Here is a 1,346-nt window from a genome sequence, read left to right as displayed (position 1 = left end):
CGAGTCAGAAACCGTTGATGTAGGCGAAGGACATGCGAAAGGTCCGGCGTAGAGGGTAAGACCCCCGTAGTCGAAACATCAGCGGCTCGTTTGAGAGACACCCAAGTAGCACGGGGCCCGAGAAATCCCGTGTGAATCTGGCGGGACCACCCGCTAAGCCTAAATATTCCCTGGTGACCGATAGCGGATAGTACCGTGAGGGAATGGTGAAAAGTACCGCGGGAGCGGAGTGAAATAGTACCTGAAACCGTGTGCCTACAAGCCGTGGGAGCGTCGGATGGAAGCTTGCTTCCATCTCGTGACTGCGTGCCTTTTGAAGAATGAGCCTGCGAGTTTGCGGTGTGTTGCGAGGTTAACCCGTGTGGGGAAGCCGTAGCGAAAGCGAGTCCGAACAGGGCGATTCAGTAGCGCGCTCAAGACCCGAAGCGGAGTGATCTAGCCATGGGCAGGTTGAAGCGGAGGTAAGACTTCGTGGAGGACCGAACCCACCAGGGTTGAAAACCTGGGGGATGACCTGTGGTTAGGGGTGAAAGGCCAATCAAACTCCGTGATAGCTGGTTCTCCCCGAAATGCATTTAGGTGCAGCGTCGTGTGTTTCTTGCCGGAGGTAGAGCACTGGATAGGCGATGGGCCCTACCGGGTTACTGACCTTAGCCAAACTCCGAATGCCGGTAAGTGAGAGCACGGCAGTGAGACTGTGGGGGATAAGCTCCATGGTCGAGAGGGAAACAGCCCAGAGCATCGACTAAGGCCCCTAAGCGTACGCTAAGTGGGAAAGGATGTGGAGTCGCAGAGACAACCAGGAGGTTGGCTTAGAAGCAGCCACCCTTGAAAGAGTGCGTAATAGCTCACTGGTCTAGTGATTCCGCGCCGACAATGTAGCGGGGCTCAAGCGTACCGCCGAAGTCGTGTCATTGCAGCAATACGCCCAACGGCGGCTGTGATGGGTAGGGGAGCGTCGTGTGCCGGGTGAAGCCGCGCCGGAAGGCAGTGGTGGACGGTTCACGAGTGAGAATGCAGGCATGAGTAGCGATTCACACGTGAGAAACGTGTGCGCCGATTGACTAAGGGTTCCTGGGTCAAGCTGATCTGCCCAGGGTAAGTCGGGACCTAAGGCGAGGCCGACAGGCGTAGTCGATGGATAACCGGTTGATATTCCGGTACCCGCTGTGAAGCGTCAAACATCGAACCAGGCGATGCTAAGTCCGTGAAGCCGCCCCGGAGCCTTCGGGCAAAGGGGAGTGGTGGAGCCGACGGACCAGACTTGCAGTAGGTGAGTGATGGGGTGACGCAGGAAGGTAGTCCATCCCGGGCGGTGGTTGTCCCGGGGTAAGGGTGTAGGCCGT

General features: G+C 57.7%; 1 rRNA gene (running past one end of the window). It reads left to right on the top strand.

The window, feature by feature from the left end:
• Positions 1–1,346: ribosomal RNA gene (locus ACIPSE_RS47195) — 23S ribosomal RNA — on the top strand; its annotated part runs 1,449 nt beyond the window's last position; the annotation flags it as partial.

This window comes from Streptomyces sp. NPDC090106, from assembly GCF_044747265.1.
In the GTDB taxonomy this organism is placed as follows: domain Bacteria; phylum Actinomycetota; class Actinomycetes; order Streptomycetales; family Streptomycetaceae; genus Streptomyces.
The sequence above is the reverse complement of the archived record's forward strand: the minus strand, read 5'-3'. Positions and strand labels throughout refer to the sequence as shown.